The organism is Aneurinibacillus terranovensis DSM 18919 (assembly GCF_000430625.1).
Lineage (GTDB): Bacteria > Bacillota > Bacilli > Aneurinibacillales > Aneurinibacillaceae > Aneurinibacillus_B > Aneurinibacillus_B terranovensis.
On sequence record NZ_AUMJ01000052.1, the window covers coordinates 1 to 21,246 of the forward strand.

The following is a 21,246-nucleotide window of genomic DNA, read 5'->3' on the forward strand; positions in this document are numbered from 1 at the left end:
TTTCACACACCATACAATATGGTATTGGATAGAGTACACATATCCTCTACCATGTTTGACTTCTGCCATGTTATCCACCTCAATCACAGGATAACATATGTCAAATATTTTTTAAATTATTATCGCTAAAAATCAGTGTTTTTTTGTTAATAGACAAGTCAACATATGTCGGACAATTGATGTGTCAAAAGATACGCCTTGTCCGAAGCCGATTCATCTCATGACGGAAGTCACGAGTGTTCTCGGCTAATTCATAAAAAAGATTTATGATTATGAATCGATGCAGAAGTTTAGCGAAGTCGATTTGTCGAAAATTATAGCGCGGCTGAAAAAACAGGGGAAGTTATCTTGTGAACAGTATAACCCTTACAACAATGAGGACAAGTATAATTGAATATGATAGTAACTAACTGAAGTTTGACAAATGAGCTATCCCCACAACAGCAACACTGCCATTGTGGGGATTTCTGTAAAGCTACATCGAAAAAATCGCTAAATATTCATGTGTGCTTCTTCATCCACGATATTCATAACAACCCGGGTTCCGGTAATCAATCCCGCACCGACACCGATGACGCCCAGAATCGCCCCATAGATTACTTTGAATCGGGGGTCTTCGGATACGTGGCTGAACACAGACATGATTTGCGTAGCAGCAATTCCTAAATTTTGCGGGATTTTCAGCACATTGCTTACTCTATTATACGTTCCGTCAACACCTTCCCAAATAATCAAAGCAATAAACAACCCGGCGTTAATAAATCCGAGTACGGTTTCCCCCAGGTCATAGACGGTATCCATCATATCACTGAGAATGTTGTTTGCATCTAAAATATCATCCGGGCTTACGCCTCTAAATCTTTGAATTTGATTCCACATAACGAGCCCGTCTTTGATCGAGAAAGCAAATTGATACACAGTAACAGCCATTTCAAATGAATAACGGGCAACGTATTTTTTCTCATAACCGAGAGAAATCGCCATCGTTATTAGATTTGAGATATTGGAAACCAATCCGCTGACAAATTTGACAATACCAAAGCCGAGCATCCGGTTTACTTTTACACTATCGGTGGCAACCATGAACCCGTTGGCTGCACTATAAACGAGCGAGCCAATCGTACCTGTAAAACCGAAGAAATAGCTAAAACCGCGTGCAACACTGGGCATATCTTCTTCCTGATTGGTATCCTTTTGTTCGCCCGGCAGGTCGGCTTCAGCTGCGGCCGTAGCATGTAGCAAAGACATGGCTCTAAATGGTTTCGACTCATGTCGGGACAGAGCTTGAATCAACTCATCATAATTCGCTGTAGACGTAATGGCATCGGCCGTTTGTTCACTAAAAGGTACTCTGTTCGTGGCTATTTTATAAGCGACGGTTGCCGGAATCGAAGTCAATAAGCAGAGTAAATCCAACAGACTTAATGTACTGCCTGGCGCGATCACATTTTCGTAGAGCGGGGTTAGAATGGGGATATTCCATCTCATTGTGAGAATACCCTTCATTCCGCCGACAATTGACTTAGCCAGATCGATCAAGCCATTCGCCAATTTCTCGGCAGCATCCAAAGCCATCTCTTCCAAAACGGCAACGATTTTCGAGATGAATTCACCGGCTGACATGTTATTCATGTCATTGTAGATTTCTTCTCCCAGATGAATGGCCGCCTCTTTAAGGGATTCCAGGCCGCCTAGCAGGGAATTGTCAAGAGTGGCCGCTCCGCCATATGACGATACACTCGTATGGTTGTCAAAAACAGAACCGCTGGTCACATGGGAAAATACCCAGCTTACTTCCGGTTTATCAAGGGAGAAACCGGATGCCTTATCCGTTACTAGCTTTTGTGAACCGGCCGCACCAAGCTGGGCTTTCACGTCTTTTCCTAACACTTTTTCTTTAATGCTGCCAATCACATTATGAACAAACTCTTTGCCTGATTCAAGCTTACTGATACTGTAATCAAGCGAATGAGAAATTACGGTTTTCATTACATTGTGGCTGCGTAAAATGTCTTTCCAGTTGAAAATGAATCCAAGCCACTGGACGATGTCTTCGAAAACAACGCCGATTTTTTGAATAATAAACTCTACGACATCCCACACTTGTTCGGCGAACGAAATAACAACATGGAATGCTTCCTTGATTCCGTTGATCACAATCCGGATGCCTTCTGACACTTTTTCAATGATAAAGCCGGTAACCTCGATAAACCCTTTTTTAATGGAATTCCAAATGTCGCCGAAGAAGTAGGTAATCCCATCAAACGCGCTGGAAAACGAAAAATCGGGTTGGCTTGCCGACATAAGAATTGAACTGTCTGCATGCTCTGTATAAGCAGGGGTTTTCCCGTTAAAATCAATGCTGAATTTTGTGGCAAGTGGTGTGGTGTTTGTCTGAGGCGTGCCAGAGTTCTGATTGTTTTTACTCGGCAACTGATTCCCCATTGAGATCAACTGCTGAATGGATTGATGGGCGCCTTTTAGATCGTCTTTGGATCTGCCCTGAAATAATGGTTTCGTTATAGTAGCATCATCCGTTTGCAAACGGGCATTGATAAAGTCGTCTTCTGACATGGTTGACAGCTTATTCTGAATGTCGGTCAGCGGATTGATGGGTACCGGTTGTGGAAACGCTTCTCCTTCGACGGTAAATGTCGGCGAGGCAAGCGATGTTACTTGATGAATGATCGTTACATTGCCGAGTGTGTCGGTTTCCATTTCAATTGCATCCTGCTTTTGGTCGACATAATACGTTTTATTGTTAATCGTAACTTGAGTCAATTCGGATGAGGTAAGTTTCATTTTGGAACCGGCAACCGGATAGCCATACTCATCAGTAATCCTGATCTGGGTGTGGTAAGCATTAACCGAAAGAAGAGAATCGAGCGATTTCACAGTAATTGAATGGGAGAGCCATCTTGTCGTCTGAAGGTCTTGATGGTAATGGAGAAGGTTGTTGTCGAGATCAGCGGTGAAGATATCATTCAGATTGTTTTCCGTATTACGGTGAGTGGCTATTTTTCCTACATTAGCCTGGAAGGCGAGTGGCTCGACCCAGGAAGTGCTGCCGCTTTGATTAAGCGACCGATACAAATAACCGTCTTGCGAAAGGAACCAGCACTCTAACCGGTTATCAGCCATTATACCTGGCTGAATCATGTTCACCGGATGCGGAAGAGGGGTCGCATTTATCTGCACTTTACCGTTCTTTACCTGATCGGCGTCTTTACTTAGTTGAACCGCCGTATCCAGATAATATAGGGTACTGTCACCGACAATTAATTCGGAGTTTCCATTTTTATTATCGACAAGGCCAAATGTGGTGGGATTAAAGTCGAGCGGAATCTGGTGATTATAAAAATGGAAGTCCGGAAGCGAGGTGACCACTAAAGCCGTTTCCGTGTCGTTAATCTGGTATAGCTCATATAACAGCGCGTCAATTCCGGCAACCTTTTGCAATTTCGCATGATGGCCGACAGCCGTGTGAAGCACTCTCGCGCTGTTCATCGGTGCGGGAACCTCACGCCACAGCCATGTGCTGTCGTTTATGTTTGGATTGATTAAATAGTTCGCTGTCTTCACCCCTGCCTGTGTCGTGATGACAATCATCACCTGCCCATTTTTACCATACCCGGTTGTGATATTAGTGATTTCCACACCGCTCTGCTTCCCGCGAAACACCCAGCGATTCTCTTTTGCACCGGGGCTGAAGTCTTTCGTAAAATACACTTCATAATCATTGGGAGACACGCCGGATTGGAAAACAGCAGCTAAAATCGGTTTCCCCTGTTCATCCTGTGCCGTGGCAAGCAGTACTGCCTTGGAACGTGCAACCATTCCGTCACTGATATTCACCGATTCCCAACCCGTTGCGCTTGCGTTCGCTTTAGAAAAATAATAGATACAATCATCCGTACCGATGCTGAAAAACATGACCTGCCCCTGTTCATCCTGTGCCGCTGCCATGTCTTTTTCAAAGTTAACCGGTTTACCCGAATCATAAGAATTCATTAATTTTGACTGAATCGTATATTTAGCATTGCTCATTTAACTCCTCCTCACCAGATAAAAACATATATTTTCAATTTCCGTTCCGAATTAATTTCTAACCGTAGTGCTAAGCAGCATGGAACCTTCCTCGTAGAAACGCACATCTTTAAACATAATCTCTGAGCCTCCCGGAAGGATAATTCTCGTTTTAAGGCCCTGAATATCGGCAGATAGACTGGTACTGATGCTTAAAGACCAATCCTCTTTCACCATATTGTTAAAGACATCATTTACCTGACCAAAAGTAAACACACTGATAAAGGCATCGGCAAAATCCGCCAGCACATCTTCGAACTCTCCCAAAGCGTTTTTGTGTTCGTTTTCCGTTCTTGCTTGATCAGTACTGGAAACATTCACCGAGATCGTTCCCTTTGCAGAATCAACATCGTACCTAAATGCAGTGGTCCATCTGATGTCTCCGTCTATGTAGCCTATATACGAACCCGCCTTATCATGCACATCTTTTTTGTACGTCGCGACAAAATTAGCGATGATTTGATTGGTTGTTACTTTTGGAACCACCGAACAAGTCGTATTACCGCCAATGTCATTTGGAATCGTAACCTGATATCGGATAAGCGTTCCATCCCGCTCAAATTTGTCGTAATGAATGTTCATCTGTTTCGCTATCGCGTCCAGTATATTTTTCATCACAAGTTCCTGCGAAAAGACAAACGTCCCCTGTACATTATCTGCAAACACCCAGTTGTGATTAAAAAGACCCGCTCCACTTCCCGGCACATTTTTTCCGTCGGTGACCAGCAGGTAATTGATGCTGCTCCGATTCAAATGGGCGGCATCGGAATAAACCGAATACGTCACACCCGTAGGCTTCCACGTCGCATCAGAACTTTCAACCTTTCTGTCTACAGCTGAATACCCGAGCACGTAAGGATTATCGCTTCCTTTCAGCGGTTCAATAAACGCTTTGAACAATGCTTTTACATTATTGATGAATTCCGGGTCGTCCGTGCCCGGCACTCCGGCAGATACGCCACTTGTATCCAATTCAAAGCTATCAAGCAGGTTAGCATCTTCGAAATTCAGGAACAGATGCTGAATGCTGAACATGCTGTCATCAAAGTTTGTCAGCTGTTCCTTTACGGTTTTCGGAATTAATTTGGAATCCTTATATGTTGCGGCGATTTCCGCTATACTCACATTTACCTTAAATGTAAGTTTGGCGTTGGTAATATCGTGTGTGTCTGTTTTAACCAACACTTTTCCGTTGTCGTCTATGCCCAAAATGGTGGAATAGGTCAGCGTTCCTTTCGTAATGGGTATATACATGTTTACCCTTCTGCTGGAACTGTCACCTGTATTGAAGCCTACGGTTGGCGTTCCCAGTTCTGAATCAACACCATACAATCCCTTCTTAATACTGACGTGCCAGGTAGTCGGCAATACTCCGAACACTGATAATAATTCAAATTGTTTGTTCACGGTCTCTTGCGTGAGAGCGTAAACCATGTCGAACTGATTCAGGTTGCTAAATTGTGTCATTCTTACAATCCCTCCTTTTCATTTATCCAATTGGCTTACAATAATTGGACGATTACATGTATATGTCGATCTCCATAAAAAAAAGACCTCTATTTTAGGAGGCCACTGAAAAACTGACGTTTTTTCTCAGTAATAAAATAGACTCACCAAAAAAGACGACTCAAATTCAGTTTGAATCTAGAGTCGTCTTTTTTTACCAATTGTATCGCTGTATTATCTCGTTTTTAATCCATTAGTTTCAATATCCTTTTTAAATTTACGGTGAATATAGCCATCGCTCCTTGTAACTCCATGCCAATTAGACCCGAAGATGATGCCACATCATACCCGTGTTTGTGCTTTAACTCGCTGTTTTTAGCTTCAATTTTATATCGTTCTCTCGATTTTTCTTTAAACCGATAAGAAGACCTACAGCATTTACAGACATTTCACTTTTTAGTCAGACAGCGTATTTTGTGGAGTAGCTAAGGGCAAGCGAATCTCGACAGTTGTTCCTTCGTTTACTTTTGACTGTATAATAATGCTTCCCTTCATTTCCTCAACTAGCCTCTTACATATACATAACCCTAACCCTGTTCCTTCTTCTTTAGTTGTAAAAAAAGGATCAAAAATTCTATTTATCTGGCTTTCCGGAATTCCTATTCCATTATCAACAAAAGTTAAAACAGCCTCTTTGTTATCTATCGAAGGATGCATATTAATAAGTAAGATTCCTCCCAGATCTAGCGCAGAGATACTGTTTTTGATAATGTTAAGCATTATCTGTTCGATATATGAAGATATCCCGTAGGTAAAAAGAGTAGTCAGTGGTAGGGATAAATGAAGATTAACGTTCTTCTCCAATGCAAAGTATTTGGATAGATCAAACACTTTTTGAAAAACTTCATTAATATTGACTTTTTCCCATCTGTTTTTTTTACTGTCCCCTTTACGTGCTAATAAAAGGAAATCAGATACCAGGTTCTCTACTTTAGTAATTTCACTACTGCAAATATCGATATAATTCAAAAAATCATTTGTGTTTGCCGTCTTATCAAGAACTATCTTCTTCATTAACTGTTGAAAACCTTTAATACTGCAAAGCGGATTCCTGATTTCATGCGCCATTCCCGCTGCCATTTGCCCCATAATTGATAGTTTTTGATTATGTAAATGATTGATTAGTTTATCTTTTGTAAAAAGGAAGCCGTTAACACAACTGTTGAATCTCGCATTTAGAATTTCAAAAAATCTAGAGATAAGAAAGGAACGCTCCTCTGGATGGGAGAGATGGCAATTAATTAAATAGCACACGTGCTCAAAAGAGTGTATCCGGATGCTATATGTTAGTTCAAGGAATGTTTCTCTGCTCATTTCTCTCACTTCTCCATAGTACACCCCTACTTTATAACCTGTTTTTTCTATTTGCCGTAACGCCTTTACGTATTCGTCATTCTCCTTAAATAATATTCCTGCAACAGTAGTATATACCGAATATAGAGAAGTTCTATAGGTCTCGATATCTTCAATTACCTCATGGAAATTTTCTATCTTCTCTAACATATCCTGAAGATGCGCTTCTATCATAGCCGGAATTTTCTCGATAATTAAACACAACAATTTTTCCTTGCATTTATATACTTTAATCATTTTATTCCTCATTAAATATAAATTTTTCAGAATTAGTATTTGGAAATAAAAATAGAGGCATTATTCCCACCATATCCATGAGAAGTAACAACAAAACTATCAACCCCAGTTTGGATGGTATCATATACAATAGGCAATTCTGGATAGTCATCTCCAACAGCATTCACCGTACCTGGAATGAAATTACGTTCCATTCCAATAAGAGAAGAAATAATTTGTGCTCCCGCACTAGCTCCAAACGTATGACCGGTTATACTTTTTATAGAAGTGATTGGAATATCTTTACCAAACAACTTCATATGGTTGGTAGCCTCGATTCTATCGTTCTCCACCATTCCTAATGCCTGGCTATTGACATAGGTAGGCCTTCTATTTTTAGTAACTTGTTCCATATCGTGAAGCAAATGTTTCCCTTCACTGTCTGAAAAAAATATTCCTTGTCCATCGTTTGATGTACTGACCTCATTAATGACACCGAAAATCTTAGCGTCCCTTTTTAGAGCGCTGGATTCTCTCTCAAGCACTAATACGCTTGCTCCTTCAGCAATGACAAATCCTCCACTCTTCTTTGAAAATGGAACGCCCATCATATGCAATTCCTTGTCTTGTGATAAACATCTTATTTTTCCGAAGGCATATATCACTGTTTTAGAAATAGGCGCATCGGCCCCTCCCACTATGCAAACGTCTAACTCGCCAGCACTCAAATACATCATAGCATCCTGGATGGCATCGATACTCGCTGCGCACCCTGTAGCCACGGTTCTCGTAACCCCATTTATCCCGAGTAACTCTGCTATCGAAGAAGCTAAACTATGATAATGGACGATACCACATCCACTTACGGGAATATCTTTAAAATTATTCTGATTCGCAAGAACTACAACCTTATCATATCCCAAAGTACCTCCTAATGCGGTTCCTAGGAAAATCCCTGTTCTATATCTATCCAATTCTCTATGTCCTGCCATTTGTATCGCCTCTTTCGCGGCTGACATGGCCAGAAGACTTATCCTCGGGTATCTTCTATATTTTTTATCCTTTATTTCCTCTAATCTATCATATACAACCCCGAATGCGATATTTTTCCCTTCCGTTCCTTCTCCTACAAAAAGGTCTAGAGCACTTGTTCCTGTTAGAAGAGTATCTGAAAAATGATCTACATTATATCCACCCGGTACTTTAATTCCATAGCCTGTAATAACGATTTTCTTCCCTTTCATAATTCTTCCTCCTTCGGAATTTAAATCAAAATATTAGAACCAGGAAATGCTAATCAAAAAATTCTATATAGTAGTAAATATATCCTTTTTTTTCACTAACAAAGCAAGTGAATAAGGCTATTTATCGATAATTTGACCTGAATTATTCATAGATAAGTAATCACACACCGATAGGTACAATACAATGCTCCCATAGAGTGAGACGCGGGAGCGTGATAAATAAGTTATAATACAACTATGGAAAAGCGAAATCGATATACCCCAGAATTTAAAACAAAAGTTGTTCTTGAGGTTATGCGTGAAGAGCATACACTCAATGAAATTGCAGCCAAATATGAGTTAAATCCTGTCATGATCAGCCGGTGGAAGGCTGAGTTCTTGGAACGAGCCTCTTTGGTGTTTGAAAAAGGTTCAAATGAGGCTGAAAAAATACGCAAGGAATACGAGTCAAAACAAGAACATCTAGAGAAGCTAGTCGGTCAATTAACCATTGAAATCGACTGGCTCAAAAATAAATCTGGCCTTAAATAAGTCAGTCGAAGAGCGAAAAGCCATGGCTGAACTCGATCATCCTAAGATCAGTGTGAAGCGCCAAGCTGAACTACTCAATGTAAACAGAACAAGTCTTTATCGCGAAGTTCAAGCGCACCAGGAAAGGGAAGAAAACATTCAAATCATGCATGCCATTGACGCCATTTACACAGACATGCCCTTCTTTGGCTATTGGCGAATGACCGCAAAACTACGGGAGAAGGGTTTCAATGTGAATCGTAAACGAGTGCGCCGACTCATGAGGCTCATGGGGATTCATGGTATTTCTGTTGACGGAACATGATGTCCAGATTTCAATGGATGGTAAAGGACGAGCGACGGACAACAGTCGAACAGAACGATTCTTTAGGGCTTTAAAGTATGAGTGTATATATCTCAATGAATTTGAGAGTCCACGAGAATTGCGAAAAGGGATCTCCAAGTATATTGAGTTTTACAATGCCGACCGCCCACATCAAGCTTTAGACTATAAAACACCCAACAACATGTACAGCGAGTCTGCCAAACAGGCAGCATAGTAGGCGGCTTTACATGGAGTGGCGGGCAGATAGGCTCGGCAGCCTCGCGATGGTGGCTTTCTAGCCATCGCCCAATCGCGGGAAGTCATGCCCGCAGAGGCTCCATGTCAAGCTGCCGTCATAGAAACACCAACCCATTAAAAGAGAATGGAGGACATAACTTATTTTCTTTCAGAATGTGTCTTGACAATGGGGGCATTACATACAACCATTAGTCCTTTAATAAAGTCTTTTTGCATGGACACAGCATAATAAGCAACACAAATGAGTAAATGGATGAGAAAAAGTTAAATTCATAAATTTTGCCTCACTTTCATAGAAAATAGGCCAGGTTCATTTACCACTTAACTTCATATTCAATTTGATCAAAACAGTCGGGATATCGCCTTCTAACTTCTTCTGCGAGCACATTTGGATCTTCGGCCTTAACGCGATCCAGTAAAAAACAATCTTTCCAATCGCCTTTACGTAAAAGAACATATCCTTTGTCACGCATTATAAAATGCCTCCTTTGTAAGATTCTTACTGTTTAATGCTTGCATCTGGTATTATTACTACCTGTTTTTTTCCACCGTCCCACTGAACGATACAATTCAAAGCTTCGCTAATGGCACGAAGGGGGAGCATGACTCTGCCTTGTTTGTAAGTTGCTTTAGCGTCCATAGGAACTTTTTTGCCATTAAGGGTGATAAACTGTTCTCCAATTTTGACGGCTAATAAATTTGAAGACTTTAGAAGATAGGCCGTCTGCTTCTCCTGGTCCCAATAAATACTGTTGTCGCCAATACCACAGGAATAGGCAACATAACGCAAAGGTAGGTAAACTCGGCCGTTTTCGATGTAAGGAGGAGCGTCATTTCGAACCATACCATTGACGCTATAGGTTCCTTTTCCGATGGTAAAGACGGATGTGGGGACCGTTGCATTTGCTTGGACGACTATAGGGTTACATGACATAAAAAGTCCCAGTAGAAAAGCAACCTCTTTTCGTAATTTCATCAGCATCCACCTTTCTAAAAAAATAGCCCTGAACAACTTGTCCAGGGCAAATTGAGAGTAACTAAATTTTATAGAACGTCATTTTACCTTTTGCTACCGGTCCGGTTGCTGAATTTCTGATGGCAACATAGAGGGTGTGTATTCCAGGCCCGCTGATTCCATTAGCAGTAAAGTAACCATTCGCATCATGTTGAGCTAGAGAAGTCCATGCACTCCATGAACCAGAATCAATCTTATACTGGAACTCAGTCGCATTACTATAATCAATTGATGCATTAAAAGAGGTGCCCGTTGTTGCTTCAGCTTTATTGAAGCCAGACACCTTGTTTAGAATAGGGGGCATGCTGTTTTGAATGCTTGTAATGCTATTGTTTATATTGGTTTGTAAACTTGAAAGACTGGAATCGATTTTACTGTTGATTGCGTTTTGCAAGGAAGAATTACTTGAATCGATTTTGGTACTTAAAGCTGATTGAGCATTCGCAATATCGGTTCTAGCGTTATGTGCCTCGTTATATGCATTAGCTGCATTTTGTTGGGCTACTCTGGCAGCGGTAAGTACAGTTCCGGACCCATCCTGTACAACCCCGTTAGCGGTCGACAGGTAATTATTGATAATTGAGTTGGCCGCATTTGCCGCACTAGAAGCATTTTGCGAAGCTTGCTGTGCGTAAGTAACAGTATTATTGGCCGCGTCACGCGCTTGGATAGCCGCATCCGCAGCTGTTTGTGCTGTTGCTTGGTCGGCGCCAAATTGGTAAACGCCAGCTGAAAGTCTGGTAAAGGTAAAGGCACACGGAGTGCTTGAAGTAGATATGGCTAAAAACCTAAACTTATAAACGGGGGTAAAGAAGTTAAAGGTAACTGACCTCCAAGCAGTGTACGTATCTACTGAATTCCCCAAGCCAGGATATACGCTAATAAGGTTAATCCACTGGTTTCCATCCCATCCTTGAATGTAGCATGCAGTAGTTCCATAATAATTGTCGTAGCTGTTGGGGTAGTATTCAAATGTCATGTGATTATAAAAAGCGTAAGGTGCTCCTGTTGTGATTGGCGAATCCCAATAGGATGTTGTGTTTCTCGCTGATACCGACTCAAGATAGTTATTTGTATCTAATGCAGAATCATATCCAGCATAAGTAGCTATTCCGCCGGCAAATGCAGAAGTCACCCCGCTAATAAGAAGGGATAAGCTGATTAGGAATGACCACATAATTTTTTTCATATTCGTTCTACCTCCTCACAAACAAAATGGCGATATTGCGTAAACCTAAACCACATGTTTCCAATTTCGTAAAATCACTACCATATATCAACCTCTCTTTCTAGGTATTAGAATATATTTCTTAAAAATACCTTGTTAATTTTCCTAATTTTGTTCTTTTTTAACTCTATTAGGTGTGAGAAAATCCTTACACGCTTCCTTTATTGTTTATTTTAGGAAAACTAACAGCGTATTTTTAAATTTAGACCGGAAACGAAGCATTTTGCGAAGCTTGTTGCGCGTAAGTAACGGTGTTATTTGCCGCGTCACGCGCTTGGATAGCTGCATCCGCAGCTGTTTGTGCTGTTGCTTGGTCGGCGCCAAATTGATAAATACTAAATGTAAAAGTGACACCAGAAATGTCAATAATTCCACCCTGATACCCACTAGTTACATAACGTCCTATAGCTCTAATCTTGTATGATGGAATTCCTATCCAAATATTTGGAGTCATAAAGGAACTAGTATTAGTAAAGGTATACAAGTCATTCCAATTTGCCCCATCCCAACCCTGTAAAGTCCAAGTTGCACTTGAAATAGATCTTGAACCTTGTATTTGAAGATTTCCGTAAATGTAGTAAGGTGCGTTTTGAGAAATCGGAAATTCATAGGTCGTAGGATAATACAAAGTAGGGTACTGATTAGGCAACGAACCAACAGATTGAGTGCTGACAACGATGGGAATGCCACCGCTCGCATAGCTTTTTATTGGTATTTGAGATACTACAAAAAGTGAAACTAATATAATGCAAAAAATTAACCTTAATGTTTTCAACAAATTTCCCTCCTCACAAACAAAATGGCGATTTTGCGAAAGTCCTCCTTTCACGCAATGTGACGTTGATACTCAGCACTTTTCCGTTGAATTGTCACCTTTGCATAGATTTGGGTAGTTGATAATTTCTCATGTCCCAGGAGTTCCGCCACTATTGAAATGTCCATACCCTTATTTAGTAGGTAGGTAGCGAACGTATGTCTAAGCATATGAGGGTGGATCCCCTGGGAAATTTGAGATTTTATTCCAAGTTTCTTCATTTCCATTTGTATCGAGCGTGGATTTACTTTACGGGGGATGCCTTTTTTTGTGACAAATAAAAAAGGACAATCATCATATCGACTTTCAAGATACCTTTTTAAAAAATGCTTTGTGTTCGTATGAAAAAATACCACTCTTTCTTTGGACCCTTTTCCCTTTACGATGATGGAATTGGTTTCCCAATCAATATCCTGCTTTTTAATGTCACACACTTCTGAAATCCGGCAGCCAGATTCAAACATAAGTTCTAACAGACTTCGAAGTCGAATATCTTGACCACACCCCTCCCGTAAGCGCAACATTTCGTCCATACTTAAATACTTAGGTTGGTTTTTTTCCTCTTTCATTCTTTTTATCTTTTGCATGGGATTCTTTTTAATTAGCTCCTCGTCAAACAGATAAGAAAAGAAAGATTTTAAAACACTGATTTTTGTTGATAAAGTAGATTTTTTCAAGTTGGCAAATTCTGATAGGTAATGTTTTATGTCGATATCAGTGATTTCGTCTACGTTTTTATCTATAGATTCTTTGAATTTGTTTAATTCAATCCGGTAATTCTTTATGGTTCCAGCTGAACAGCCATTTAGTTTTTTTTCGGCTAAAAAGTTCTCCACAAGGTTGCTATTTTGCAATTTCACATTTTCAACATAACCCATCACCTTACTTTCGATTAGGTTTAGAACGTCCTGGATGGCATCTTGATACCCCTCTCTACTGTCCTTTTCTGCTTGAACCTTGATTTCAGTGATTAATTGATCGATAAATGCTACCATCGTGATATCCCCTCGGTTAAATGAATTGAGTATAATTACTTAATTTCTTAGTATCTAACCTAATAGATAAGGGTTCAAGAGAATAGGTTAAAAAAGCCCTCGTTGGAGGACTCGTGGGAGGACTTCTTTAACCTGTATCAAGGGCTTTAACTAAGTAATGGCCCGATTTTAGTAGCATACTCAACGATCACAATGATGGAAAATCCGATAATAATAAGCTTCTCTACCTGATTTCCATGGTCAGATCCAACCCTAATGATGGGAAGTCCCAGAGAACGATGACTAAGAGGGGAAAACCATTTGACCCTTTCTACCGTGATACTATCTGCAATAAGATGGGACAGGTAGCCAGCAACACCCATCCATAAAAGACCTGGTGTATGAAAATATCCTTCCATCCCATAGCAAATGTACCCCCACAATGCAGCTGCCCAAATCGTATGCGTTGCGCCACGGTGGGGCAGCCAGGGGGTAATCGCAAAAAATATTCCCAGCGCCACTAACCACCACATACTCAATGTGAATCCAAAAAAGGCAAAAGCTCCACCCCCCGCGCTTAAAAAAATGGTTCGCATCTTTTCCGCTTGGAAGATGGTTCCCAGGACCATGACAATCAGCCCGCTTAGCATGAGAGTGCCTTTGGTGTAAGTATGGCCAGTAAGAAATAAGGTTCCCCCAATAAGCATGAAACCCAGCTGGTGAATCTTATGGTCACCACATAGAAAAGCCAGCAGAAGATACGCTGCGCCAATGCTAAACAGTAAAACAAGAATATCTTGGTGCAGCTGGTGCAGGTAAAGAGTGCCACATGCAAGTAAAAAGCCCCCGATAACTACCATAATCATACGCATCATGGAAGCCGGGGGAATGATTCTTTCAAAAACCGGTGCGAGCGATAAATTTTTTGATAGTATGCTATGGGGTTCATCCACATCGGGAGCCAGGGAGCTAAATGCGGACAGAAAAACGCCCGTAGCGCTTAGAGGAACCTGATGGAATAAAATAGGTAGTCCCAGCCCCGTTAACACGCCTATGGCTAAATGTGAGCTTCCTCGCATGTCTTTTCCTCCTTCGAATTCATTTATGCTGTTTTCTTCCCTCTCGTTTTATACAGCTTGCGCTCTTTTTCCGGAATACGCAGTGTTAATCGATCGTACCCTTTGTCTTTATACCGAATCATAAACTGTCGGGTTCCCATCATGGTTCGCAGCTCATCGATAATGTTTTGCGGAACATCTGCATGTTCGGCAACGGATTTTAACCCGGAGTCTTCCATGTAGAACATGATCTTAATCGAGCTGTTTTCCCACAGTCCATTGCCCCCGCTTGTACCCCCGGTTTCCCAGAGAACGGATGGTTTATTTAAGCCCAGCATGATCAGACCATTCCACTTCCGGATGGTCGTTGCAATCATATTGACGAAGGCAGACATAGCAGGATTCACCAAAGCCCGCTGACCTTCGTCCACCACAACGGCCGTAAAGCGTTGTCCGAGCGTTTTTTCCAAACGAACCTGTCCCCAAACGGTATTCATCGCCATGCTCATTTTTACAGCACCGGCATGTTGATCGTCCGTGTTATTGATTTGACTCGCTACGTGATAGACAACGAGAGAGTAGTTTTCGATCTGCAGCTCTTCTTCGATGGAAAACATTTTCTTCAAGGAACCTTCGAAAAAGCGCCATACTTTTTCAGCTAATTCTTTTGCTCCTCGACTTTCATCTTGCTTTAAGAACGAATACCATAGGTGAATACTGGCCTTTTTCGCTTCGTCCGTATCCCACGTTTCTGGACGATCAGGATCGATCCCACATTCTTTCCAGACCTTCGTCATCGCCCGATCTGCTGCATTGATCATTTCACTGGTGATACCTTCGCCCGCTAATAGGGTCACTGAGCCAAGAACAGCACTCATCACTTCACTTAAGCGTGCATGATTGGCTTCCAGGATCTCCGGATCTTCTCCCTCCAATTTTTTCGGAATCCGGAAGGGATCGTTGTACCGACCTGAAGACATGGTTTGGTCAATCCAAAGCCCCCCTACATACTGACACATGGCCTTCCACTCACCGTCAACATCAAAGACAAAGGCCCGATACCCTTCCAGTAAAAGACCCATCGTGTAGGCTTTCATCAGATTTGATTTGCCTTCACCGGTTTTGCCAAGAACGATGATGTTTAGGTCCCCCTCGTAGTGAGGGTTATCCATATCAAAATAGACAATCGAATCGTCGCTAACCCGATGTCCTGCGTACATACCGGTTTCATCACTGAGCGAACCGCTTGTAAAAGGCATGGTGCTGGCCGCTGATTCCATGTCTGTGAGTCGACCCTTGTGTCTTTTTAGGAATTCTGAACGAGTCGGCGCAAAAGCAGAGGAATGAAGAAAAGCAGGGGTTTGTTCTGCTTTCAATTCATCCGTTTTTAATTGGCGATTTTTCAACGCTTTCCGTATATCTTTAACCGTTCTCTCCAAAGCATCTTCTGTCGGTGCAGAGACCGTTATATAAAGCCACAGATCGGCTACCGGATTTCCATCCTGACTTTGAAGACTTTTTAAAGCACGATAGGCCCTTACCTCACTTTCACGGGGCCCCTCCGGGGTCTTCTCGGCCTCTTGAATGTTGCTATGCAACCGGTTCAGCTTCCAACGTTTCCAGAAGTTCCATTTGAAGGTCCCGGGTTGGTACGTGTAGACCCGGCGAATATATACATCCGGATGCAGTGCCCGTATGTGTGTGAGAAAAGAGAGAAACCCGGGTTCCACTTGAGAAGGAAATTGGGTGACCAGGATGGTCTTTGTAAACGTTTGGTCATTAATTTGGAGATGTGTTTTATTTTTTTTAATCGATTTAATTCGTTCCTGTACTCTAGCAAACACACTCTCACTCCTTACTCCATGGTAGTTTGAAACCTTCTCCCTTTTTTCCTGTGGAAGCTAATGTGGGGAAAAACACCTGCAACCACTCCCTGACGGATTCTTGATGTACAGATAACCCCTTGGCTTTAAAGGGATTTTCGTTTTGCAATAAACAGTTTTCAAATTGCATCGATTCAGGGAGTTCAGGCAGGACCGGATTTTTAAACATGTCCTCAACGTTACTCCTGCCAACCTTGTATTTCCTGGAGGATCGGTTTAGCACAATTCTGACTTTACTTGTGGAAATGTCTTTTTCCCTGAAAAACGAAAGTAAATCTTTGCTACAGCGTAATTCAAGCGTAGTAGGCGTGGTGACAAGTAAAATGGATTTGGCCATACTTAAGAGCTCTAGCGAAAGAGAAGACCAGCCTTTTCCTACGTCCACCAGTATAAAATCAAAGCAACGGCCGATATTGATGATTATTTTCTGGATGAGAGATGATGTTAATTTTCTTTGAGGGAAGGAAAGACAATGAAACCCTCCTTCCGGATACCAATACATGCCGCTATGGACTTGTTGTTCAGGAATGTTGTCTTCGCACTTCCTCCAAAACTCCTGATGTGGCCTTGGATCAAAACAGAGAGAACGCGAGACATCCCCGTTTTCACTAAAGTCGAGAAAGGCCGTCCTCCAGTCCAGCTCATGATGGACCGCTGCTGAAAGGAGAACGCCAATCGTGGTCTGGCCAACCCCTCCTTTCCCACCCGTCAACGCAAATAACGTAGAAAAACCTCCCGTAAACAAAGGAGGTTTTTCGATAAGACTTTTGCTTTTGGTTTCAACAACCGGTTCTATTACATTTGGTTCTTTTTCCTCATTAACCGGTTCCGGTGGTTTCCCGTAAATGCTGGCCACTCTTTCTTTCACTTCTTCCCATACCCATACATCCACAGCACCTGCCGCAGTGGCCTGACGAAGAAACAAACTACTTCGAAAGCTACTCAACACATACACATAAACATCGGAACAACTCTGAACCACGTCTTGTAAAGCATCAAAGGAACCCTCTTCATCCCAACAAAAAATCGCCGCGGCATTCTCCCTGGCGATTTGACTTACCTGAGTAAAGGATATCGTTTTGACAATGACTAAGGAGCTGAGTTCCTGCTGAAGCTTCTTGGCTTTCCCATGATTTTGAGAAGCAAAATAGAGAATTTGTTTCATGCGATCTTCTCCTTTCTTGAGAAGGGTTTACTTATTCGGTAAAACTTTCGTTTTTGACCAATAAACCCGAACGGTTCCATTGGCCACATTGTTTCCATGATTCTCTTCGTCCACAGCATCATCATAGTTCACCTCTTCTGTCACATGGATATCAAGATAAGCATTTTCCGGATAGGGAGATTGATAAGAGGTCCCAAAAGCTTTGTAATCGGGCGTCGGTACTTCAATATGTACCAATTTTCCAGGACGCATCGATGTTACTTTTTGTTCGAATTTCTGGTTGTATCCTGGATAGCTCACCGTAATTCTCACGCTGCTTGTTACCGGGATCTCTATTGGGTTCCCGTCCTCATCATAAATGTAGAAACCACCATTTTTCACAAAGCAATCAATCGGCGTGGTTTTGACAAAACGTAAGTTTGACTGGCCCACTGGAATTTCAGCCGCTAAATCGTAAGCACCTGGAGTAGAAACAGGGGGCCTTACGGGTTTTTTAACTACAGCTGGAACAGATATATCCTTGACGTTATCCGTATAGGTCGTTTCATCGGATGGGTTATCATGATTAGGATTGATTGTGGCCTGCAGATGGACGGTATTTTGCAAAGGTATCGAAAAAGAAAAGGTGAGCGTCTGCTGCTGACCGGCCCCGAGTGTCACCGTTTGGCTCATGGGAGAGTTCCCATCTACGGCAAGGACAACGGGAGACGACATCGTACTGTCAGAATCATTTTCTACCACTACGGTCGCCGTACCCGTCTTTCCTTGCTCTAAGGACGAGGGATTCACGGTTAGACTTACCACCTTCAAATTGTGCAGTTTTTTTGGCACGTAATCAATCGTCTGATAGACATACCGCCCGAAACCGTCCGTCACATACAAGGTTACTTTGTTTATAGGTTTCGATGGATCGAGAACGCTTGCGACATCGGCAGCGGAGATGGTGCCTTTCGCTTCCCCTACGTCTTTCCCTACATAATCCCCGCTGCCGGGCACCGGCATGGATTTAAAATTCATTGCCGAATTCTGTTCGTCCGGGAAAAAGGCGTACCAATGTTTCCAGTAATCATTAAAGTCCTTAATCGCTGTATTGCCGGCAAAGGTATCGGCCATGTTGCCGATGAGTTCCGCTTTCACCTTGGCGCCTCCTACCCCGTAAGCTGATACGTCATAGGCGATATCCCCATTGGGAAGAACCTGAAAGCTGCCGGGCTTAATCGTGGGCCATGCGCTCGTGTATTCCTGGTACGTGCCCATTGGCTGCGAAAAGTAGTTGTAATAGTATGTGTCGTCCCCGGGAGCACCGGTATACGGCGGAATACCCGGCGGAAGGACGATATCGGAACCATAGGACCCGGCCCCCGCAAGATTGGCCACCCAGGATGAGTTGATGAATAGGGACTTTCCAAGGGTTGAGTCTGTCGCTACATAAAAATACTTTTTATCGTTGGGGTCTATGTTTTGCACATTCCCATTTGCGGAATCCAAGTCATGCTTCACGCGAGCCCACATGTAGTCAAAATTGCCGCCGTACACCTTCGCGTAGGTATCGACCATCGCTCTAGCGTTGTCGTAGATTTCCTGTGCAAAGCTACCAGTAACAGGGTCAATATTATCCGAATTACCCAAATACCTAAGCATGTAACCGTTAACCTTTGCCAACGCCTGTTTTTGTTCTTGTGACCAGGAATCTTCCGGTAACAACTCCCACTTCGTATCTTGAAAGGATGTAGAAGCTGGAGATTGTGCATTGGATGGCAACTTTGTGGACGGGTCAACCTTGAAATTTGCGAACTCCGCACGGGCAGATATCCTATAATCTTGCGGAAGATTCGAAGAAGTAAAATCACCTTTCATAATCACTTTATCCCCATATTTGATTCCCAACGGCTGATACATCATATCTGCCAGCGCTGTGACAGGCTGGAGAACCAGAAGGCTTGCCGCCGTAAGAAGACTGCCCCATTTTCGAATCGTTTTTTTTCTCTGCATTTTATCATCTCCTCTCTTTAATTGGGTAAAAAAATACCGCACCTCCATGAGATGCGGTTTAAACCTACTTCTGAAAGTTTTCAATTAGAATGTCATTTACCTTTATTCCATTGATGTTGTTATAGTAAGCATAGGCATCACCAACCCCTGATGTACCGTGCCCCTGGTAATATACTCCCATACCAAAAAAATTGGTCTTCGGAATTTCTACCGTTGAGGGGACCACCGGATTCTTGGTATTCGTTCCGTAATCCACATGCCCTGTTCCCCAGCCGATGGTTATTAAATAGCCCTTTTCGATGGGTGGCAACGTGATTTTCACCTTGTCGCCTTCCACCACGGCTCCCTTCGCGGATTGATACAGCAGCCGTGCATATTTGGCTATTGTGCCATCAGGGACGTTCGGGTTTTGTAATGCATTTGCTGCACGTTCAAGATTTTGTTCAATCGTGGGATTCGTTGGCTGTGGCGCAGGTTGAGGCACGGGTGGTGCCAGTTGTGACAGCGGTGGGATCAGCGCCGGATCAGACGGTTGAGCCGGGCGGGCTCTCAGCTCGGTTAGGCCCTGCTGTTTCGCCGTTTTGATAAACTGCACAGCTTCCGCGCGTGTCAGGTAATCGCTAGCCTTATATGCTTCGATGCTGACCTGGCTTGGATCTTTCCCCTTCGCCAACCCCTTGGCCAGAAGATATTTAACAGCATCATCTCCTGTGTAGTTCACCCCAGTGGCTCCGGCGAGAATTTCCGCCACTTGACCGCGGTTGATTTTCCACCCCCGTGCCGTCAGATTATCCGCCCCTTGCGTGGGATAGTTCATCTTCTGCGCGAACGCATAGTAGCCGCTGTCCCAACGGGCATCGGTTTTCGCTTGTACCCCGGCAAACGAATTGACAAGCATGGCAAGGAATTCGTCTTCGCTTACCTGATTATCCGGATGGAAGGTGCCATCCGGGTAGCCGTGTACGACATGGTTTTGCGTTCCCCACGTAATGGTATTTTTCGCCCAGTGGTTGGCTGGAATATCTTTAAAGGATTCCGCGTAGGCGAACAGCGGGGTAAAGGCTGTGGCCGCAACGATTGTGCCAAACGTAGCCATTTTTAACGCACGTTTCATCGTAATGCCTCCTTTGCTTGAATATGTATGATGTCAATGGCAGTCGCCTCTTGAAGTCGTTATACAGTTTTTTACACACTACTATTTTACAATGGAATTTTAAGAAAAACAGTACATAAAAAGTTCGCGATTTTTCATGTTGCAAAAAAACTTTAAAATGGATAATGTATAGTTAAATATATTTTAACTTATGTATATTTTAGTTAAAAATAACTTAACTGTCAAAGGGCGATTTCAAATGATTGAAAAAAAATTTTTCGCTGAACGCTTACAAAAACTGCGAATAGAAAAAGGAATTATGGCAAAAGATGTAGCCGACCAAATCAAGGTTACAAAGCCGGCGATTAGTATTTACGAAGCGGGAAAGGGGTTTCCAACTGTTGAAAAGCTTGCGGCGCTGGCCGACTATTTCAGAGTAAGCGTAGATTACCTTATTGGCCGTTCGGATGATCCCACATTACATTCTCCTAGAAAAAACGACACCTCTGATTGTTAAGGTGTCGTT

18 protein-coding genes and 2 pseudogenes are annotated in these 21,246 nt (G+C 42.6%); 4 read left to right on the top strand and 16 right to left on the bottom strand.

What is annotated here, in order from left to right; translation table 11 throughout:
* The 6 genes and pseudogenes from H525_RS27245 to H525_RS0109735 all read right to left on the bottom strand — a co-directional run.
* A pseudogene (locus H525_RS27245) lies at nucleotides 1-69 on the bottom strand (IS200/IS605 family transposase); the annotation flags it as partial.
* Between the two features lie 423 nt (nucleotides 70-492).
* Nucleotides 493-4,047 (bottom strand): hypothetical protein, encoded by a 3,555-nt coding sequence (locus tag H525_RS0109720; protein WP_027416047.1) that lies wholly within the window; start codon nucleotides 4,045-4,047, stop codon nucleotides 493-495.
* A 51-nt stretch (nucleotides 4,048-4,098) separates the two neighbouring features.
* On the bottom strand, nucleotides 4,099-5,553 hold the full coding sequence (locus tag H525_RS0109725; RefSeq protein WP_027416048.1) for a hypothetical protein: 1,455 nt from the start codon (nucleotides 5,551-5,553) through the stop codon (nucleotides 4,099-4,101).
* Nucleotides 5,554-5,777: 224 nt separating this feature from the next.
* Nucleotides 5,778-5,948: pseudogene (locus tag H525_RS26225) on the bottom strand (IS5/IS1182 family transposase); the annotation flags it as partial.
* A gap of 40 nt (nucleotides 5,949-5,988) precedes the next feature.
* Nucleotides 5,989-7,182, bottom strand: coding sequence for a sensor histidine kinase (locus H525_RS0109730; RefSeq protein WP_027416049.1), 1,194 nt, complete (start codon nucleotides 7,180-7,182; stop codon nucleotides 5,989-5,991).
* A 32-nt stretch (nucleotides 7,183-7,214) separates the two neighbouring features.
* A complete protein-coding gene (locus H525_RS0109735; RefSeq protein WP_035100574.1) occupies nucleotides 7,215-8,405 on the bottom strand; it encodes a beta-ketoacyl synthase N-terminal-like domain-containing protein in 1,191 nt (396 codons plus the stop codon).
* A gap of 237 nt (nucleotides 8,406-8,642) precedes the next feature.
* On the opposite strand from H525_RS0109735, the gene H525_RS29455 reads away from it, so the two are divergent.
* Genes H525_RS29455 through H525_RS29465 form a run of 3 tightly spaced genes read left to right on the top strand, consistent with a single transcriptional unit; the run spans nucleotide 8,643 to nucleotide 9,475 of the window.
* On the top strand, nucleotides 8,643-8,936 hold the full coding sequence (locus H525_RS29455) for a transposase (protein ID WP_027416051.1): 294 nt from the start codon (nucleotides 8,643-8,645) through the stop codon (nucleotides 8,934-8,936).
* Complete coding sequence (locus H525_RS29460; RefSeq protein ID WP_425387676.1) at nucleotides 8,896-9,240, top strand: IS3 family transposase; 345 nt, start codon at nucleotides 8,896-8,898, stop codon at nucleotides 9,238-9,240. The genes H525_RS29455 and H525_RS29460 overlap by 41 nt, the downstream gene beginning before the upstream one ends.
* Nucleotides 9,215-9,475 (top strand): integrase core domain-containing protein, encoded by a 261-nt coding sequence (locus tag H525_RS29465; RefSeq protein ID WP_027416052.1) that lies wholly within the window; start codon nucleotides 9,215-9,217, stop codon nucleotides 9,473-9,475. Before H525_RS29460 ends, H525_RS29465 begins: the two co-directional genes overlap by 26 nt.
* 337 nt (nucleotides 9,476-9,812) lie before the next feature.
* On the opposite strand, the gene H525_RS27250 is transcribed toward H525_RS29465, so the two are convergent.
* From H525_RS27250 to H525_RS25540, 10 genes are all read right to left on the bottom strand, one after another.
* Nucleotides 9,813-9,971 (bottom strand): hypothetical protein, encoded by a 159-nt coding sequence (locus H525_RS27250; protein WP_155837220.1) that lies wholly within the window; start codon nucleotides 9,969-9,971, stop codon nucleotides 9,813-9,815.
* 26 nt (nucleotides 9,972-9,997) lie between these two features.
* The gene (locus H525_RS0109760; protein WP_027416053.1) at nucleotides 9,998-10,474 is read right to left on the bottom strand and encodes a copper amine oxidase N-terminal domain-containing protein; all 477 of its coding nucleotides are present in this window, start codon (nucleotides 10,472-10,474) and stop codon (nucleotides 9,998-10,000) included.
* A 61-nt stretch (nucleotides 10,475-10,535) separates the two neighbouring features.
* Nucleotides 10,536-11,702: a hypothetical protein gene (locus H525_RS0109765; protein ID WP_027416054.1), complete on the bottom strand. Its 1,167-nt coding sequence runs from the start codon at nucleotides 11,700-11,702 to the stop codon at nucleotides 10,536-10,538.
* A 241-nt stretch (nucleotides 11,703-11,943) separates the two neighbouring features.
* Entirely contained in the window at nucleotides 11,944-12,516 is a 573-nt protein-coding gene (locus H525_RS0109770; RefSeq protein ID WP_027416055.1) for a hypothetical protein, read from the bottom strand.
* 50 nt (nucleotides 12,517-12,566) lie between these two features.
* Nucleotides 12,567-13,550, bottom strand: a complete 984-nt coding sequence (xerA, locus tag H525_RS23535) for a site-specific tyrosine recombinase/integron integrase (protein WP_051330942.1) — start codon at nucleotides 13,548-13,550, stop codon at nucleotides 12,567-12,569.
* 146 nt (nucleotides 13,551-13,696) lie between these two features.
* A complete protein-coding gene (locus H525_RS0109780; protein WP_027416056.1) occupies nucleotides 13,697-14,608 on the bottom strand; it encodes a metal-dependent hydrolase in 912 nt (303 codons plus the stop codon).
* Nucleotides 14,609-14,631: 23 nt separating this feature from the next.
* Nucleotides 14,632-16,431, bottom strand: a complete 1,800-nt coding sequence (locus tag H525_RS0109785) for a VirB4 family type IV secretion system protein (RefSeq protein WP_027416057.1) — start codon at nucleotides 16,429-16,431, stop codon at nucleotides 14,632-14,634.
* Nucleotides 16,432-16,435: 4 nt separating this feature from the next.
* Nucleotides 16,436-17,635, bottom strand: coding sequence for a P-loop NTPase family protein (locus tag H525_RS0109790; RefSeq protein ID WP_027416058.1), 1,200 nt, complete (start codon nucleotides 17,633-17,635; stop codon nucleotides 16,436-16,438).
* 27 nt (nucleotides 17,636-17,662) lie between these two features.
* Nucleotides 17,663-19,627: a CARDB domain-containing protein gene (locus H525_RS0109795; protein WP_027416059.1), complete on the bottom strand. Its 1,965-nt coding sequence runs from the start codon at nucleotides 19,625-19,627 to the stop codon at nucleotides 17,663-17,665.
* Between the two features lie 64 nt (nucleotides 19,628-19,691).
* Nucleotides 19,692-20,741 carry an S-layer homology domain-containing protein gene (locus tag H525_RS25540; RefSeq protein WP_051330943.1) on the bottom strand — a complete coding sequence of 350 codons (1,050 nt, stop codon included), beginning with the start codon at nucleotides 20,739-20,741 and terminating at the stop codon, nucleotides 19,692-19,694.
* A 238-nt stretch (nucleotides 20,742-20,979) separates the two neighbouring features.
* Between H525_RS25540 and H525_RS23545 the strand changes: the two genes are divergently transcribed.
* Nucleotides 20,980-21,237 carry a helix-turn-helix domain-containing protein gene (locus H525_RS23545; RefSeq protein WP_035100578.1) on the top strand — a complete coding sequence of 86 codons (258 nt, stop codon included), beginning with the start codon at nucleotides 20,980-20,982 and terminating at the stop codon, nucleotides 21,235-21,237.
* Nucleotides 21,238-21,246: the final 9 nt, after the last annotated feature.

Excerpts from the sequence above, each read along its gene's own strand:
- H525_RS27250 (WP_155837220.1), bottom strand. The coding sequence starts at position 9,971 with ATGCGTGACAAAGGATATGTTCTTTTACGTAAAGGCGATTGGAAAGAT.
- H525_RS0109780 (WP_027416056.1), bottom strand. The coding sequence starts at position 14,608 with ATGCGAGGAAGCTCACATTTAGCCATAGGCGTGTTAACGGGGCTGGGA.
- H525_RS0109720 (WP_027416047.1), bottom strand. The coding sequence starts at position 4,047 with ATGAGCAATGCTAAATATACGATTCAGTCAAAATTAATGAATTCTTAT.
- H525_RS23545 (WP_035100578.1), top strand. The coding sequence starts at position 20,980 with ATGATTGAAAAAAAATTTTTCGCTGAACGCTTACAAAAACTGCGAATA.
- H525_RS0109730 (WP_027416049.1), bottom strand. The coding sequence starts at position 7,182 with ATGATTAAAGTATATAAATGCAAGGAAAAATTGTTGTGTTTAATTATC.
- H525_RS0109765 (WP_027416054.1), bottom strand. The coding sequence starts at position 11,702 with ATGAAAAAAATTATGTGGTCATTCCTAATCAGCTTATCCCTTCTTATT.
- H525_RS0109760 (WP_027416053.1), bottom strand. The coding sequence starts at position 10,474 with ATGAAATTACGAAAAGAGGTTGCTTTTCTACTGGGACTTTTTATGTCA.
- H525_RS25540 (WP_051330943.1), bottom strand. The coding sequence starts at position 20,741 with ATGAAACGTGCGTTAAAAATGGCTACGTTTGGCACAATCGTTGCGGCC.
- H525_RS0109735 (WP_035100574.1), bottom strand. The coding sequence starts at position 8,405 with ATGAAAGGGAAGAAAATCGTTATTACAGGCTATGGAATTAAAGTACCG.
- H525_RS29465 (WP_027416052.1), top strand. The coding sequence starts at position 9,215 with ATGGTATTTCTGTTGACGGAACATGATGTCCAGATTTCAATGGATGGT.
- H525_RS29455 (WP_027416051.1), top strand. The coding sequence starts at position 8,643 with ATGGAAAAGCGAAATCGATATACCCCAGAATTTAAAACAAAAGTTGTT.
- H525_RS0109790 (WP_027416058.1), bottom strand. The coding sequence starts at position 17,635 with ATGAAACAAATTCTCTATTTTGCTTCTCAAAATCATGGGAAAGCCAAG.
- H525_RS0109795 (WP_027416059.1), bottom strand. The coding sequence starts at position 19,627 with ATGCAGAGAAAAAAAACGATTCGAAAATGGGGCAGTCTTCTTACGGCG.
- xerA (WP_051330942.1), bottom strand. The coding sequence starts at position 13,550 with ATGGTAGCATTTATCGATCAATTAATCACTGAAATCAAGGTTCAAGCA.
- H525_RS0109725 (WP_027416048.1), bottom strand. The coding sequence starts at position 5,553 with ATGACACAATTTAGCAACCTGAATCAGTTCGACATGGTTTACGCTCTC.